Source organism: Nocardia sp. NBC_01388 (assembly GCF_045040085.1).
GTDB lineage: Bacteria > Actinomycetota > Actinomycetes > Mycobacteriales > Mycobacteriaceae > Nocardia.
Genome location: NZ_CP109553.1, coordinates 48,931 through 65,295, shown reverse-complemented (window position 1 = coordinate 65,295; position 16,365 = coordinate 48,931). Strand labels below are relative to the sequence as shown.

Genomic DNA, 16,365 nt, shown 5'->3' with positions numbered 1-16,365 from the left:
GTGCCCGACACCAGTGGAAACGCGGATGTGCCCGCCGCCGGTACTAGGTTGAACCCTGGAACCGCCCGACCCACCAGGGAGCCGTAGCAAATGACCGATGTCGTTGAGCGCAAACTCGAAATCGCACCCGGTTCGATAGTCGTGGTTCGCGATGAAGAGTGGCTGGTCACTTCGGCTGAGCAGGGCTCCGACGGATGGCTGCTGCGTGTGCGAGGGTTATCCGAATTGGTCGCGGATACGACCGCGACGTTCTATGACAGCCTCGATGACATCGAGGTGCTCGATCCCGCGCATGCCGAAGTGGTGGCGGATGGTTCCTCCGGCTATCGGCTCTCTCGGCTGTGGCTCGAATCGCTGCTGCGGAAGACCCCGTTTCCCTATGGCGACCAAACGTTGACGGTCTCGACGCGCATTTTGGCGGACCCGCTCGGGTATCAGCGGGCAGCTGTCACGAAAGCCCTTGATCCCCAGCATATTCGGCCGCGAATCCTGCTGGCGGACGCGGTCGGCCTGGGTAAGACCCTGGAAATCGGCATGATCCTGTCGGAGCTGGTGCGGCGCGGCCGCGGCGAGCGCATTCTGATCGTCACGCCGAAACATGTGCTCGAGCAGATGCAGCACGAGCTGTGGTGCCGGTTCGCGCTGCCGTTCGTCCGGTTGGATTCGGCGGGCATTCAGAAGGTGCGGCAGAAGCTGCCCGCCACGCGCAACCCGTTCACCTACTACAAGCGGGCGATCATCTCGATCGACACTCTCAAAAGCCCGCGCTACAAGGCACATCTGGAACGCCAGCACTGGGATGCGGTGGTGATCGACGAGTCGCACAACCTCACCAATGTCGGCACGCAGAACAATGAGCTCGCGCGCGTGCTCGCCCCGAATACCGAGGCGCTCATCCTGGCGTCCGCGACCCCGCACAACGGTAAGGAGGAGTCCTTCGCCGAGCTGCTGCGATTGCTGGACCCCACCGCCGTCGCCGCTGACGGGTCGTTCACCAAGGAAGATGTGTCGGCACTGCTGATTCGCCGGCATCGGCATCATCCCGAGGTCGCGGCGGAGGTCGGCAGCGACTGGGCCGAGCGCGCCGAACCGGTGCATCGTCTGGTCGTGCCATCTTCCGCGGAAGATGCCGTAGCGCACGAGCTTTCACAGGTGTGGCTGCATCCCGAAGCGGGCCGCTCACCGTATTCGGGTGAGACGAAGGCGCTGTTCCCGTGGACGCTCGCCAAGGCGTTTCTGTCCTCACCCGCCGCCCTGCGGGAATCTATCAATCAGCGGCGCAACAAACTTCATGAAAAGGGCGGACCGAACGGCCCGGAGCAGAGCGCCGAGCTGGCCGCACTGGACCGGCTCGCCGAGCTCAATGACAAGGCTTTCGGTGAATCGGCGGGCAAGCAGGCCATGCTGATCGAGCGGCTCCGAGAGATCGGTGTCGGACCGAAATCGTCCATGCGGGCAGTGGTGTTCGGCGAGCGCATCGCCACCCTGAAGTGGCTCACCGAGTTGCTCCCGGACGCACTCGGCTTGAAGCCCGAGAACGTGGTGATGCTGCACGGTGGACTCTCCGATCTGGATCAGCAAGACGTAGTCGAGAGCTTCAAACTGGAGACCTCGCCGATCCGGGTCCTCGTCACTGGCGATGTCGCGTCCGAGGGTGTGAACCTGCATGCGCAGTGCCACAATCTGGTTCACTACGACATCCCCTGGTCGCTGATTCGCATCGAACAGCGAAATGGCCGTGTCGACCGGTACGGACAGAAGTTCCCGCCGGTCATCTCCTCACTGATTCTGCAGCCGTCGGATCCGGAGTTCTCGGGCGATCTGCGGGTGCTGTCTCGCCTGCTCGAACGCGAGAACCAGGCGCACACCACGCTCGGTGATGTGGCGTCACTGATGGGCAAACACAGTGTGGGTGAGGAGGAATCGGCCATCCTGAGCGTGCTCACCAGGAAGACGACCCTCGAGGAGCAGGTGCGCAGCGTTGACGAGGTGCTCGAGGGCGACGGCTTGGACGCCTTCTTCGCCCAGTTCGATATCGAAGAGGATGAGCCGGCCGCCCTGCCCGAGCAGCCGCGCCAGAGCCTCTATCCCGATGACATCAGCTTCCTCGACGAAGCCTTGCGCGCAGCGTTCCACGATGTGCCGCACGCGGATCCGGGCAGGGGCGGAATCGGCTGGACGGTGCACGCCAATCACGGCATTGCCGAGCTCATCCCGCCGAAGGATCTGCTCCAGCGGCTCGCGCAGCTACCGCAGGCCTATGTCCAGCAGGGCGTCGACAAGCAGCTCAAACTGGCCACCACGAAGGCGGTCGGCGACGCTCAATTGCGAATTGCCCGGCAAGGCAAGGGCATCAATGGCACGACCTGGCCGGAGGCACACTTCCTCGGCCCGCAGCACCCGGTACTGGATTGGGCGAGCGACCGGGCGCTGAGTGCGCTGGGCCGCAATCAGATCTTCGTCATTCGCGGTGCGGTCGACGCGACAACCGTGCTACTGATGGGCACCCTGATGAACCGCCGCGGGCAGTTGATCTCACGGGTCTTCTCCACCGCGGAGTTCCCGAACCCGTTGAACCCGTCGTTCTGCCTGGTCGAGACGCATGAGGATCTCGACTTCCTCACCACGGACACCGGTCTCAAGCCCGGCACCGCCAACCCCGGTGCGATCGCCGACCCACAGCGGTTCCGCGCATTGATCCCGACCGCCGTCGAAAAGGCCAGCGAATCGATGAAGTTGGTCCTCGACCAACAGGAGTCCTCCGCGCACGATCGCTTGGACCGGTGGCGGCTGCGCGCCAACCGCTGGTACGCGGGCGCCGAGCAGCTGGAGTTGTTCGGCAGCCAAAAGAAGAAGGTGGACAAACTCTCGCGTCGAATCGCCGAGGAACAACGCCTCGCCGAATCCCTCGCCCCCACCCAGCAGCTGGTGCGGCCGCTGCTCGTGATCGTTCCCGAGAAGGATCAGTAACCATGGCTTCTTTCGATTCCATTGTCGTCGGCGAAGACTGGATCAGCGAGCACTACTTCACCACCGACTCGGTGAAGGAGTCCTTCCACGGCAAAGTCATGGAGCTGCGCAAAACCTGGGACGCCGAGGCCAAGGAGGGGCGCACGACGGTTCGCAGCTCCCTGCTGGCCGCCTGCCGAGACCTGCAAACCGCATTGGCCGGACTGATCGAAAACCCGGACGCGGCCCCGAAAGCCCATGCCCTGGCGCGTTCGGCATTCGGCTATCAGGGTGAGCTGACCACCTTCAGCGCCGAGCGGGCCGGTTCCGATCTGGAAATCCCCGATGCACAGCTGCCCGGCGTCACGAATGTGCTCTTTCTACAGGCGAAGCCGGTCTCGTCGATCGAGGACCTGCTCGATCCCGAGACCGGTCAGCTGATCACGACGTCCACCGAGGACAACAAGCCGATCGAGTCATTGCCCAAAGCCGTGTCAGCGGCATTCCGATCGGATACTCCCCCAGCCTTCGTCGTCGTTCAGGCTGGTCAGTGGATGCTGCTCGCCGAAGCCGAGCGTTGGGCCGAGGGTCGCTACCTGGCCGTCGACCTGCTCGTAGTGGCCGAGCGCAAGCAGGAGAGCCGCGGCGGTGAAATCGACCGTGCGGCAGCCATATTCGGTTATCAAGCATTGAAAGAGGATGCCGACGGCAATATCTGGTGGAAGGGTGTGCTGGAGGATTCGGTCAAGCACACCGTCGGCGTCTCGAAAGACCTGCGCGAGGGCATTCGACTCTCCATCGAGACCATCGCCAACGAGGTGGTGCGCCGCCGAACCGCGCGCGATCTGCCGATAGACGGAATCGACGGCAATGAACTCGCCAAGCATTCCCTGCGATTCCTGTACCGCATCCTGTTCCTGCTGTATGCCGAAGCCTCCCCGGAGATGCAAGTATTGCCCACCGGCGCAAGCGAATACGAAGAGGGCTACGGGCTAGATCGCCTGCGCGAGCTGACGCTCACCGAGCTGGCGTCACCGCAGGCGAAGAATGGCACGCATCTCTACGAGTCGCTGAAGAAGCTCTTCGACCTCGTCGAGGGCGGCCACAAGCCCAAGGTGCGCGAGAACATCACCGACGATCCCGCCCCCGGCCTCGAATTCAATCCCCTGCGCGCAGACCTGTTCTCGTCCAAGGCAACCGCGCTCATCGACCAGGTTCAGCTCGGCAACGAAGCGGTCCAGCAGGTCCTCGAACGCCTACTCCTCACGAAGGAAAGTAGTAGCCGCAAGGGTAGTGAGCGCGGCTTCATCAGCTACGCCGAGCTAGGCATCAACCAGCTGGGTGCGGTCTACGAGGGCCTGATGTCCTACACCGGCTTCTTCGCCGACGAGGACCTGTATGAGGTAGCCAAGAACGGCGATCCGGAGAAGGGTTCCTGGGTGGTCCCGGTAACCCGCGCCGACCACCTGTCCGAATCCGATTTCGTCCGCGCCGAGGACCCGGACACCCACGAAGAACGGCCCGTATTACACCCCAAGGGCACCTTCGTCTTCCGCCTCGCCGGCCGCGAACGCCAGCAGTCCGCGTCGTACTACACCCCTGAGGTACTGACGAAATTCGTTGTCTCCCAGGCTCTGGAGGAACTCCTGGACCAGAACGACACCCGCACCAGTCCAGAGGAAATCCTCCAACTCACCATCTGCGAGCCCGCACTCGGCTCGGGGGCGTTCGCCGTCGAAGCCGTACGCCAACTCGCCGCCGAGTACCTCAAGCGCAAGCAAGAAGACCTCGGCCAACCAATCGACGCCGACAAGTACCCGGTCGAGCTCCAGAAGGTGAAGGCGCACATAGCCCTTCACCAGGTGTACGGAGTAGACCTCAACGCCACCGCAGTCGAGCTGGCCGAAATCTCCCTTTGGCTGGACACAATGGTCGCCGGCCTTCAGGCCCCCTGGTTCGGCCTCCACCTCCGCCGCGGCAACTCCCTCATCGGCGCGCGGCGGGCGGTGTACACACCGAAAGACTTGGCGAAAAAGGCGTGGCTGAAGACCGTCCCCAAGGACAGCCCCCTCGGCAACGACACCGGCGCGGGCATCCACCACTTCCTCCTGCCCGCCGAAGGCTGGGGCGCGGTCATCGACACCGCGGAAGCAAAAACCTACGCGCCCGATCGGCGCGAGGAACTCCGCCTGTGGCGCAATGAGATTCGCAAATCGCCCGGCAAGCCGATCGTGAAGCGGCTCGAGGCCCTGGCCGACCGCGTAGAAACCCTGTGGGAGTTCACCCTTCGCCGCCTCACCATCGCCGAATCCGAGATTCGCCGCGATACCCACCTGTGGGAGTCCGAGCCGGTCGACCACACTCCCGCCGTAACGCGCGAGCAGATCGAAGCGGTCCTGCACGACGAGAACGGCCCGTACCTGCGACTGCGGCGAGCCATGGATGCCTGGTGCGCGCTGTGGTCGTGGCCGGTGACCAGCGACGCAGAACCGCCCGACTGGGACCAATGGGTGGGCGGCCTCGAAGCGATACTCGGCGTGGCACCACAGAACAAGCGGCCGGAGTCGGCCGGACAGACCAGCTTCGCCAGCGATATGGGGTGGAATGACCTCGACGTCACCGAGGACTTCGACCGATCCTTCGCCAATGCCCGGCCTATCGAAGCAGCGGTGGAGTCCTTCCCGTGGCTGAAGGTCGCGGCTGCGATTGCGCAGCGGCAAGGATTCTTCCACTGGGAGTTGGACTTCGGCCCAGTGTTCGCGCGCGGCGGGTTCGATCTGCAAGTTGGAAATCCGCCGTGGGTGCGGCCGGACTGGGATGAGGCAGGAGTACTGGCGGAGTTCGATCCGTGGTGGCAGCTGGCACATAAGCCGTCCGAGGCGGTCAAGCGGGAGAAAGCGGCAGAGTTGTTGGCGGTGCCCAATATTCGTGCCGCGCTGCTCGATGAACGGGCTGACCAGGCTGGACAGAACGATCACCTCCGGTCCGGTGTCGATCGGCCGGTGTTGGCGGGACTGCAGCCGGACCTGTATCGCTGCTTTATGGAGCGAACCTGGCGATCCTCGTCCCCCGAAGGGATAGTCTCGCTCATTCACCCGGAGAGCCACTTCACCGAGGCGAGGGCGAACGGACTTCGGCGTTCGACCTATCGAAGGCTTAAGAGGCACTGGCAGTTTCGGAATGAACACAAGCTCTTCACGGAGATCAAGGACACCCGTCAGTACGGTGTGCACGTGTATGGATGCGAATCTGACGTCCGATTCCTACATGCGTCCGCGCTGTACCACCCCGACGTCCCAACACGTTCGCTGCGACACACCGGAGGCGGGCCAACACCTGGAATTAAAGACCCCGACGGCAATTGGGACATCCGACCACACGCCGAGCGCATCATCACGGTCACCGCGGCGGAACTCAGCGGGTGGGCAGCACTGGTCGACGAACCCGGTACACCGGCCGCTGAAGCCCGCATGTTGTATCCAGTCAACCGTGCGAGCGCCGATGTGCTGGAAAAGATCGCCGAATCACCACGTCTGGGAAACATTGGATTCGAGTGGACTCGTGGATGGGAAGAGGACCGGGATCGGAAGCTCGGCTATTTCGAATCCCACTCCGCCGTGCCTGTCACCTGGGAGGAGGTGATCCTCCAAGGCCCACACCTGACCGTCGCATGCCCGATATACCAGCAGGGTAACCCGACCATGCGGAACAACCTCGATTACTCACCCATCAACCTCGAAAACATACCAGAATCATTCATCCCGAGGACCAACTATCAAGTCGCCAAGCCGCTCACCGAATACCAAGCGGCATATCCGAAATGGAACGAGGAGCCGAGTTCGAGTTTCTTCCGGCTCGCATGGCGCGAGATGTGCGACGTCGCGACAGTGCGGACACTCCAATCGGCACTCCTGCCACCGGGCGCAACGCACGTCCACGCCGTCCATTCGCTGTCGCTGGGTACAGGAAATCGGGACCTCGTCCTGCTGGCCGGGGTAAGCCACTCGTTGATCGCCGACTTCGTAATCAAGGTGATCGGCAACGCGCATATCAAAGCCTCCACATGGCTCCAACTTCCATTTCCGCAGAACCATCCGCTGAGCCAACATCTGTTGCTGCGCACATTGCGCTTGAACTGTCTCGTCAGTGCGTACTCCGCCCTCTGGGAAGAGCTCTATACGCCTGACTGGCAACGCGATTCATGGGTTCCGCACCTCGGCAGCGACTACCCCGGCGTCACCGCTCTAGGCGGCATCGGCTCCCAGTGGAACCACGCCACCCCGCTACGCCGTGCCGCCGACCGTCGCCAAGCCCTGGTCGAAATCGACGCCATAGTCGCCGTCATGCTGAACATCACCGCCGAGGAACTGACCGTCATCTACCGCACCCAGTTCCCTGTCCTACAGCGATACGAACGAGAAGCCCTCTACGACACCAACGGCCGCCAACTCCCTACCAAACTCGCCTCCGAGTGCCGCAAGAAGGGTTCCCTCCCACCCTCCGACCTCACCGTCGACGGCGTGACCTACCAGGAGCCTTTCGTCGGTGTCGACCGCGAGCGCGATATGGAGCTCGCGCACAAGCACTTCTCAGCGATCCTGGCTGGAGTTGAATCGTGACCGGCCGGCCGAATCCAACCCGGGTGTACCACATCACACGGCTCGAACACCTGCCGTCGATGATCACTCATGGCATCTGGAGTGACACCCTTGCGTCAAAGCGTGGTCTGACCTCGATTCAGATCGGCCATCAGCACATCAAGGACCAGCGGGCAAAGCGCGGCGTTCCCATAGCCCCCGGAGGAGTTCTCGCCGACTACGTTCCGTTCTATTTCGCACCACGCAGCCCGATGTTGTACGCGATCCACCGGAACAATGTCCGCGGGTATTCCGGTGGATGCGACCGGATCGTGTATTTGGTGTGCAGCGTGCCGGAGCTCCGTCGCCGCGGCCTGGTCGTTGTCGGCACCGACCGGCATGCGGTCACCCGGTATGCCCGGTTCACCTGCGACGATGACGAGCTGACGGGGTTCGTAGACTGGCCGCTCATGGAGCAGGTCTACTGGAGGGATCAGCCGGATGACCCGGACCGTTGCGAGCGCCGCCAGGCCGAGCTACTCGTTCACGAGCATGTTCCCTGGGCTAGCATCCTCGGTGTAGCAGCCAAAACCAGCACGGTGCGCACCGAAGTAGACCAGATAATCGCAGCTCACGGCGCGGTGACCCAATCACGTGTCGTACCCGGATGGTATTTCTAGAGCATGGAGGAGAACATGATTCGGGAGGACCACGGCAATCTCCTCCGCGCCGAGGTGGATGCGCTGGTCAACACTGTGAACACCGTCGGGGTCATGGGCAAGGGTATTGCGTTGCAGTTCAAGCGTGCTTATCCGGAGATGTTCCGCGCGTACGAGCGAGCTGCGAAATCTGGTGAGCTCCAGCTCGGTGAAATGTTCGTTTGGGAAACGGGTGTGCTGGACGGCCCTCGGCTTGTTATCAACTTCCCGACCAAGGGGCATTGGCGTTCGCCCAGCCGCATTGCCGACATCGAGAACGGGCTTCGCGATCTGGTTGACGTTATTGAGCGATACCAGGTTCGATCGATCGCAGTTCCGCCACTGGGCTGCGGACACGGTGGGCTGAATTGGGACGAAGTCGCACCGCTCATCTGGAGGGCGCTGGGGCCGATCTCGGATACGGTGGACGTCCTGGTTTATCCGCCGGATGGAGCTCCACCGGCCGCCGATATGATCGATCGGACACCCCGGCCACGAATGAGTTCCGCCCGCGCGGCCGTCGTGAAACTTCTTCGAGCGTACGAGAATTCATCACTGCGCGGTACGACGCCCATAGAGGTCCAGAAGCTCGCTTACTTCCTGCAGCTGGCTGGGGAGAACCTCCGGCTCGACTTCACGAAGGGTGCCTACGGTCCATACGCCGACAGCCTGCGCAAGACCCTGCGCGAAATCGAAGGCCACTTCATCACGGGTTTCGGTGACGGCAGCGCCAAGGTACTCGAGGCCGAACCCCTCTATGTGATCGAGCAGGCCGCCGACCAGGCAGATGCGATCCTGGCCGACGACAGCACAACCGCAGAGCGGGTGGATCGCGTCATCGCGCTCACCGAGGGTTTCACCAGCATGTACGGCCTGGAACTACTGGCTACCGCGCACTGGGCCGCCACCCACTGCGATCCGCCGACACAAGCCGAGATCACGCGGGTCGTGCAGAGCTGGAACGAACGGAAGAGCCGCATCTTCACTCCCGAACATATTGGCGCGGCGCTTGCGCAGCTCGACGAGCAGGGCTGGCTATCCGTGTCCTGAAGCACTAGGGCACGGAGGCCTCGCGAGCTCAGTCATATATCAGCAGGTGCGGACGTAGTGCAACGGGCTGATGAAGTCCCGGCCGGGATGTCGGTGTCGACCGCGAGCGCGATATGGAACTCGCCCACAAGCACTTCTCTGTCCTCCTGGCCGAGCGACAAGTGTAAGGGAGTACGAGTCTGATACGTCCGACCCGCATTTTCAGATCTCACTGAGTTGATCGAGCCCCGAATAGGCAGGTGCCCTGGCCGTTTCCGGTCCAGGGCACCTGCTGGCTATTGGATTAAGCTTTCCAAATGTCGCTCTCCAGGAACGCATCCCACGCCGCACCGGGGAACCACAGCTCCGGACCCCCAGGATTCTTCGAGTCACGGATCCCAACCACCTGATCGTTCAGGCAGACCTCTACGCACGCCTTGGCACCTTCGGAGCGGGAGGACTTGAACCACTGACGCTGTGCCGGTTGGTAGTTCACGGCGCATACTCCTTAGCAATTCGCAACACCATGTCTCGAGTGTCGTCTTCGGACAACGCTACAACTCGTACGGCTGAGACCGCTTGTCGATATGTCTTGATTACGTCCGATTGCTCGTGGTACAGCGCCCCTAGCGCGCCCTCAAGGTAGACGACAGGCGGATCGACCAACCCATGATCAAGGTCCGCGAACTCCAGCAGCGTGAAGGACTGGATTGTCAAGCCCCGATGAGGTTCAGCCTCGAACGGGATGACGCGAATGTCTATGTTCTCCCGCTCCCCGAGCTCTGCCAGCCGACGCAGCTGCTCCGCCATGATCTCGGAGCTACCCGTCCGGTGCCGCAACACCGCCTCTGAGATCAGGGCGGACATCCGAAAACCTGGCTCTTGCAATCTTTCCTGTCTCTTTTCCATGAGCTCAACCCGACGCTCGACGTTCACAAGGGACAACTCCGGCTCACTGATCCGAACTATCGCCCGCCTGTACCCCGCCGTTTGAAGCAGTCCCGGCATCAGGACGAGCTGGTATGTAGTAACCCGGGTCGCAGTAGTTTCCAGCCGGAGGTAATGGGGGAAGTGGGAATCGAGTTGATCGGTGTACGACTGCCAGTACCCGTTCGAATTCCCCTGCAGCTTGTCCCGTTTCGCCTGCTCACGCACCTCGCCCCACAGCTGCAAGGCTTCGACACGAACTTCCGGGGCTACTTCGTAGAAGTCGAGAAGCTGTCCGATCTGCGCGGTGACGATCTTGGTCGGCACACCGGCCTCCAACCGTAGCAACGTGTGTTTCGAGATTTCGATCCGAAGTCCAGCCGCCAGAGATCCTTTCCCGGCCCCTTCACGGAGTTCACGGAGGAATTTTCCAAAAGCCCTGCGGGACACGGTACTCATTTCCTTAGCCTCGCTATCCGGGTTGTCGCGTACTGCACCGGTTCACACTGAGACTCCAGCATATTCGTCTGCTCGCGTCATTTTGCTTGTCTCAGAGAATCATTCAGGGGTCTACTTGAGCAATACCACTTCGGCGACGACCTCGGCCAAGTCGCCGCCACTCGGCATCCAGAGCGAATAGCGGCAAAGGGGACATTCAAATGCTTTGGGAATCTTGGGTTTTGCTCTTCCTGTTTATCGGCGGCCTCGTCACCTCTATCGGTGCGCTGACGGCGGACCTGCATGACGGCGGCGATCACCACGCACCCTCGGCCGCGTTCCGGCTCGAATTATCCACCGGCAGCACCTATCCCATGGTCCGCAGACAGACACACGGACGGCACCGCGCCGGCCGCCAGGCACGGCGGTGGCGGCGATGACCGGCGCGTATTCCCGACTCGATCATCACCCGGTGTCGGAGTATCGAGTCGATCTGCGGTACCCCGAAGGCGTTCGAGCGCTGCTGTATCCGCATCGTCGTTGCCTCCCGGGGCCCGGACATCACGCTGCGAGTTGCGGCCGATTGCGGCAGCTCCTCGAGATCGCCGACCGCAATCAGTGGCATTGGGTGCGGCGACTGGTGCAGTCCGGTCAAGAACGCACGGACACGGCGAAGCGATACGGTCCACGCCTGAAGATGCTCGAACAGCACACCGTCGCGGAATCCGAGAGCGCAATGACGCAAACCGAGGCCATCGAGGCCCGGGTGCATCACCGCGACTGCGATCCGCCCTGCGAGCGAGCCCGCGCGGCCGCCGCGAGTTTGAAACACGACTTCGGCCCGAAACCCGCTACCATCCTGCACTTCCCAGGCCGAGGCGACCACTGAGGTCTCCGGATAGTGGTGTGTCGCGATGAGATGGTTCGGTGGTGTAGCAACAACACCAAGGCGGCCGCGCTGATCGCGCCAATTCTCCAGAGGCACAGGGTCATTCGCCGCAACGCGTTGTTCGCCGGTCGACGCCGCGGCTGCGGGTTTCCACGCCGGCACCGTGATCAGCCCGGATTCGCCCTCGTAGGCGAGATCACTGAGTCCGGACCAGTGCGCCGTACGGCGAGAGCTGCAATGACCTGGTACAACGCGTCGTGTACGCCACTGCCCGGAAATGCTCACCGTGTTAATCTTGGCGCGAGTTTTGTACTGTGTACTAGGGGGTCCGGTGACTGACATTCTCGAGGTTGACCTAGCTACGTTGCACGGGTTAGCCGGTGAGCTAAGTGGGCAAGCGGACGCAATCAGCAAGATCGCTCCCACAAAATCCGTGAATATGCCGGGCTCACCTGTCGCTGCCGTTTCGACACAGGCTAGCGATGCTGTGGTGAAGGCATTCGGGGTGATCGGCAGTCAGATCCAGACTTTGGGGGATCGCGCGAAGTCTGCTGGGGGAACCTATGAAGACGTGGACAAAGGCAACGCCGATCAATTGGATAAGTACGGGCGCGGTGAGGGCGTCAAGTGACGACGATCACCCACGTACGTGGGTGCGACCCGCAATCGATGCTCGACTACGCCGCTGATCTGGTAATTCAGAACGATAAGTTCGTGGCGCAGGTCGACTTGATGGAGCGGTCGGTCGACAATGCGATGGACAAGTGGAAGGGCGAAGGCGCAGCCGGCGCCTCCGAACGCGCGGTGGCGCACAAGCTACACAGCAACCATCTTGCGACCACCGTCGTTGCCGTCGCGGACCACTACAACACCTATGGCGGTCAGCTCGGCGACACCCGAACTGCCCTGCTGAAGATCCTCGATCAAGAAATCCCGGCAGCGGGGATGACCGTCGACGACGACGGCAACGTGACCGCTCCCAAGGTGCCCTCCGGTACCGATCGGCCGAACTCCGCATCCGGCGCATTGACCCAGCAGATGCTCGACGGTCAGGCTTCCGGTTTCCAGACCCGCATCAAGGCGCTGCTGTTCCAGTTCGGTCTGTCGGAAATCTCAGCGGCACAGGCGATCACCACCGACCTGCAAGAACTCGGTGACTACGAGAAGAAGCCCGATGGTGCCCCTGTCAGCTCCGGAGTGCAAGACATCCTGGACGGCAAAGCCCAACTTCCGACCGACCCGACGAAGCTGCACGACTACTGGGAGTCCCTGACGCCGGCTGAGAAGGACGCCCTCTACGACCACGATCAGTACATCGGTAACCGCAATGGTCTGCCCACCGTGGACCGCGATCATTACAACCGGGAGAAACTCGATGATGAGCTGACTCGTGCTCAGAACGGGGACCCGGCAGTAGTCGAGAAACTGGGTGACTTGCAAGCGATTCAGAAGACTCTGGGCGAGCACCCGGATGCGATGCTGATGCTGATGGACACCCAATCCGGAAAGCAGGCCCACGCCGCCGTCGCACTCGGCAACCCTGACACTGCCTACAACGTGTCGGTTTCGGCCGCGGGTCTGAACGGCAATGTCCACGGCTCGCTCGAAGGCATGGTCAACGAAGCGAAGAACGTAAAGGACACCGCTAAAAGTCAATTGAACCGTCTGCCGGACGGTGATCCTCGCAAGGGTCAGTCCGTAGTGCCGATTGCATGGATCGGTTCGGATCTGCCACAGGCTGATTACAAGAACGTTGGCGCTGACCTGGATGGCCGAACCGTGGCCGGTTACAAAGAGGTCGCCTCCGACACCTTGGCGAAAGAGGGTGCACCGAAATTGGCGTCGTTCTACGACGGCGTGCGGGCCTCTCACGACAGCGGATCTATGCATCTCACGGCCGTCGGGCACTCCTACGGATCGCTCATGACCGGACTTGCGCTCCAGGAGCCCGGACACAAACCTGTCGACGATGCACTCGTCTACGGTTCCCCCGGACTGGATTTGCCGCAGAAACATTGGTGGCTGCCGGAGAAGGCGAACGATGTGGACGTGTCGAAGCTGAATGTGCCCGACAACCATCGGTACGAGATGACCGGCGCAGACGACAAAATCGCGAAACTCCCCGGGTTCGGGCCCAATCCGCGTGCGCTACCCGGGTTTACGCATCTAGAGACCGGTCCCTCGACCACGCAGGATGGGGTGAGTCGCGATGGGGCATACCAGCACGCTGATTATCCACGCAACGGCAACAACAACCAGTTGCGCACGTCCGGATGGAATATCGCCATGATCGTCGCAGGTCTCCCGGAAGAAGCGGTGGTTAAGCACTGATGACAATCGGCATGTATCGGATGGGTATCGCAGCAGCCTTGATGGTGGCTGCGATCGCGACAACAACAGGATGTGACGCCATGGACTCCGAGCCTCAGAACACTGGCCCTGCCGAAACATCCCAAGCCGCAAAAGAACTCCAAACCCGACCCACACTCGAAGATACCCAAGCGCACCTCAAGCAGGCATTTGAAGACCTTGCCGCTTACGCGAGCTCACTGGTCCCCGGCATGACCTGGAAATGGGTCAGTACTGATCAGTACCCGTCGGGATGTGATGCTCCCTTCGATCAGACGACGGGGCGGCAGTACCACATGCCGGACTACATCACCCAGGGTGGCGATGCTGCGCACGGGGGTGGCATCCCCGATGATGTTTGGCCTGTCGTCCGGGACAAGGCGCGGCAAATCGCGGCTGATCTGGGTGCGACCGAAAGTGACCCGTTCCCGTTCAACGAAAAGGTCGGCGACCGTCAAGCCCGCTTTTACGGATCGAACGGCACAGTGCTGTGGCTCGCAACCCGCGGCATCAGCGGCGACACTGGTTGCAGGTTACCGGCCGCTGACAAGGCATCAACAAGTTCTACCCCGCCGACGACCGCGGCACAGAAGTGACATCGGTACCCAATCTGTAGTTACCGATCCCGATCTCCAGGCTGGCAAATTCCTATGAAGAACAGCGACTCCGACGAGCTAGGCCTGAAGGTGCAGCGCGCGCAGCATGCCCTCGAACAGATCCGCGGTGTAGGCGTAGTACATGGGATTCGTGTGATCGTCGATGCCGAGGATCGTCTCCTATCGGTGACGATCAACGAGGAAGACACCATCATGGCCGCCTATCGGGCGGCGGTGGAAGACAAACGCCCCAGGGTCGACGAGGCATTGCAGGCGTTGCGGGCAGATGCAACCTTCGAAGCGGTATCGACATACACGAACGCGAACTCGGCCCACCTGGAAGCAGAGCGCGGGGATCGGCAGCACAAGCTCGAGGAAGAGTTCGAAGACGACGAATACGAACGCGGCTCGATCAAGGCTCCCGACTGGTAGCGACCATCCCGATCTGTCAGCTCGAATGCCGTTGGCTACGTTCAGGTTCCACGCCGCGAGTTGGGCCGGCTGCGGCAGCTCCTCGAGATCGGCGTGCGAGCGAGCCCGCGCGGCCACCGCGAGACCGAAACCCGGCTTCGGCCCGAAACCCGCACACCATCCTGCAATTCCCAGCTCACTCCGCTGGCGGGGCGACTCAGAATGCCCGCTTGTAGAGGCGTGTTCGGTACCACACCGAACGTAAACCTCTTGACACAGCCTTGGATGAACGAGATGCTGCGTATCGGACAGGGGGCAATCCCGTTGTCACGCAATCGATTCCAGGGGGGAATCTATGATTCGGAAGAGATCAGCGGGAAGTGCAATTCGCAGCGTGCTCGCTGCGTTGTTGTTCGTGATCGCACTCGTCACACCGGTGTTGACCGCGACGGCCGCCAATGCCGATGCGCCTAACTGCGATACGGTGCTGGCCAGGATCGACGCCCACAACACGGAGCGCGATCGATACGACTCCGAGGTCGCCGCGCTGAATGCCGCCGGCGGCGGCCAACCGTGGCAGGTCGCGAAATACAATTCCTGGGAGGCGCAGCTCAATAGCGACGCCGCCGCGCTCAATGCCGAAAAGGAGTCCTGCTTCCCCTCGGCCAAGACCAACCAGGAGTACGCCGATCAAGCGAACAATCTCGGCTACACCCAGCGGATCCCCGCGCAGCAGGCCCCGTTCGACTCGCACGGCGAAGCCGCCTATTCGAACGGTGACAAGTACATTACTCCCGATAACACCAGCCACAATGTGACTAACGGGTGGAAGATGTTCGACCGCAAGGGCCGCCGGATCGGAACCTACAACTGGGATCTGACCACGAAGGTTGGGAAGTGATATGGGGACCTTCAGCATAGAGTTCACCGGTCCAGGTTCGGATCGTGATCCCGTGACGGCGGCAGGCGTGATCAGACTCGGCGAGGAAACGGAGTACTTCAGCGCGCCGGTCGGCTACTGGAGTACCGATAATTATCGATCGAGTTGGTCCGCCGGGCTGCGGCGGATACTCGGCGATGACATCGTCTCGTGCCTTGCGGTGTCCATGCGCGACCCGAAAACGTCCAATTTCGTGGAGGTTTGGCCGCTCTACCGAGACGGCGATGTGGTTCACGTCCAGAACCAGCTCATCTTCCTCGACCAGCTCGGACACGAGTTCGATCCGCTCGAGCCGTGGAATTCGGTAGCCCCGCGCACCACGGCCGATGAAGACGGGGAAGTGATCTCGGAGTGGACGGTGTCGATCAAGGACATCGAAGGCTTCCTCAGCTGATCCGCCGCGCACGACACCGAGCCGAACAGCCAGGTCCACTGCCCGACCCGTGGGATAAAGTTGCGAGGATCGCGACCCACTCCGATGCGAGCGTGCACAACCCGTCACGAACGGCTCCGAACGCATTATCGAACACTCGGCGCCGCGCTCGAATCCTCGAACAGACAA

The 16,365-nt window shown here is 61.9% G+C and carries 14 protein-coding genes; 12 read left to right on the top strand and 2 right to left on the bottom strand.

Annotated elements, in window-relative coordinates; genetic code table 11:
- Positions 1-90 precede the first annotated feature (90 nt).
- The 4 genes from OG716_RS00215 to OG716_RS00200 are packed head-to-tail and all read left to right on the top strand — an operon-like array spanning position 91 to position 9,274.
- Positions 91-2,970 (top strand): SNF2-related protein, encoded by a 2,880-nt coding sequence (locus OG716_RS00215; protein ID WP_405135722.1) that lies wholly within the window; start codon positions 91-93, stop codon positions 2,968-2,970.
- A 2-nt stretch (positions 2,971-2,972) separates the two neighbouring features.
- Positions 2,973-7,568, top strand: coding sequence for an Eco57I restriction-modification methylase domain-containing protein (locus OG716_RS00210; RefSeq protein ID WP_405135721.1), 4,596 nt, complete (start codon positions 2,973-2,975; stop codon positions 7,566-7,568).
- Positions 7,565-8,206: a DUF4433 domain-containing protein gene (locus OG716_RS00205; RefSeq protein ID WP_405135720.1), complete on the top strand. Its 642-nt coding sequence runs from the start codon at positions 7,565-7,567 to the stop codon at positions 8,204-8,206. Before OG716_RS00210 ends, OG716_RS00205 begins: the two co-directional genes overlap by 4 nt.
- A gap of 3 nt (positions 8,207-8,209) precedes the next feature.
- Complete coding sequence (locus OG716_RS00200) at positions 8,210-9,274, top strand: macro domain-containing protein (RefSeq protein ID WP_405135719.1); 1,065 nt, start codon at positions 8,210-8,212, stop codon at positions 9,272-9,274.
- 283 nt (positions 9,275-9,557) lie between these two features.
- On the opposite strand, the gene OG716_RS00195 is transcribed toward OG716_RS00200, so the two are convergent.
- On the bottom strand, positions 9,558-9,749 hold the full coding sequence (locus tag OG716_RS00195; protein WP_405135718.1) for a DUF397 domain-containing protein: 192 nt from the start codon (positions 9,747-9,749) through the stop codon (positions 9,558-9,560).
- Positions 9,746-10,639: a helix-turn-helix domain-containing protein gene (locus OG716_RS00190; RefSeq protein WP_405135717.1), complete on the bottom strand. Its 894-nt coding sequence runs from the start codon at positions 10,637-10,639 to the stop codon at positions 9,746-9,748. The genes OG716_RS00195 and OG716_RS00190 overlap by 4 nt, the downstream gene beginning before the upstream one ends.
- A 200-nt stretch (positions 10,640-10,839) precedes the next feature.
- Between OG716_RS00190 and OG716_RS00185 the strand changes: the two genes are divergently transcribed.
- The 8 genes from OG716_RS00185 (at position 10,840) to OG716_RS00150 (ending at position 16,197) form a co-directional block, all read left to right on the top strand.
- Positions 10,840-11,058: a hypothetical protein gene (locus OG716_RS00185; protein WP_405135716.1), complete on the top strand. Its 219-nt coding sequence runs from the start codon at positions 10,840-10,842 to the stop codon at positions 11,056-11,058.
- Between the two features lie 32 nt (positions 11,059-11,090).
- The gene (locus OG716_RS00180; protein WP_405135715.1) at positions 11,091-11,507 is read left to right on the top strand and encodes a hypothetical protein; all 417 of its coding nucleotides are present in this window, start codon (positions 11,091-11,093) and stop codon (positions 11,505-11,507) included.
- Between the two features lie 331 nt (positions 11,508-11,838).
- Positions 11,839-12,138: a hypothetical protein gene (locus OG716_RS00175; RefSeq protein ID WP_405135714.1), complete on the top strand. Its 300-nt coding sequence runs from the start codon at positions 11,839-11,841 to the stop codon at positions 12,136-12,138.
- Positions 12,135-13,838 (top strand): alpha/beta hydrolase, encoded by a 1,704-nt coding sequence (locus OG716_RS00170; protein ID WP_405135713.1) that lies wholly within the window; start codon positions 12,135-12,137, stop codon positions 13,836-13,838. Before OG716_RS00175 ends, OG716_RS00170 begins: the two co-directional genes overlap by 4 nt.
- Positions 13,838-14,452 carry an LppA family lipoprotein gene (locus OG716_RS00165; RefSeq protein ID WP_405135712.1) on the top strand — a complete coding sequence of 205 codons (615 nt, stop codon included), beginning with the start codon at positions 13,838-13,840 and terminating at the stop codon, positions 14,450-14,452. Before OG716_RS00170 ends, OG716_RS00165 begins: the two co-directional genes overlap by 1 nt.
- Before the next feature lie 54 nt (positions 14,453-14,506).
- The gene (locus OG716_RS00160) at positions 14,507-14,884 is read left to right on the top strand and encodes a hypothetical protein (protein WP_405135711.1); all 378 of its coding nucleotides are present in this window, start codon (positions 14,507-14,509) and stop codon (positions 14,882-14,884) included.
- Positions 14,885-15,257: 373 nt separating this feature from the next.
- Positions 15,258-15,764 carry a hypothetical protein gene (locus OG716_RS00155; RefSeq protein WP_405135710.1) on the top strand — a complete coding sequence of 169 codons (507 nt, stop codon included), beginning with the start codon at positions 15,258-15,260 and terminating at the stop codon, positions 15,762-15,764.
- A 52-nt stretch (positions 15,765-15,816) separates the two neighbouring features.
- Positions 15,817-16,197 (top strand): hypothetical protein, encoded by a 381-nt coding sequence (locus OG716_RS00150; protein ID WP_405135709.1) that lies wholly within the window; start codon positions 15,817-15,819, stop codon positions 16,195-16,197.
- The last annotated feature ends 168 nt before the right edge of the window (positions 16,198-16,365 follow it).